Below are 345 nucleotides of genomic sequence, written 5' to 3'. Positions count from 1 at the left end.
AGAGGTGGAGTTTGGCTGTAGCAACAACACATCGACAAATACCGTTACCGTTACCGTTGATGGAACATTGGTAGACCCGGCCGATCTGGATTACTCATTGAACAATGGTACTTTCCAAACCAGTAACGTGTTCGTAGATGTGCCGGCGGGAACAGGCCATACCATTACGGTCAGGCATACCAATGGCTGTGAAAAACAAACACTGCCATTTGACATCCCGCAGTACGACCCGTTGGCAGTCGTGCTTGAAGAAGGCGGGTTTAACGAGATCGTGGCCGTGACAACGGGCGGATCCGGCGATTATGAGTACACCCTTAACGGGGAGCCCTACGGGAGCACCGATAG

The 345-nt window shown here is 52.2% G+C and carries 1 protein-coding gene; it reads left to right on the top strand.

Features of this window, described 5'->3' with window-relative positions; translation table 11 throughout:
* A partial coding sequence (locus ACGLWY_RS18680) for a hypothetical protein (protein WP_396621192.1) occupies positions 1-345 on the top strand: 345 nt, incomplete at both ends.

Source organism: Mariniflexile sp. HMF6888 (genome assembly GCF_044335535.1).
GTDB lineage: Bacteria > Bacteroidota > Bacteroidia > Flavobacteriales > Flavobacteriaceae > Mariniflexile.
Note: the sequence above shows the minus strand (reverse complement) of the source record. Positions and strands in the feature narration are given on the sequence as shown.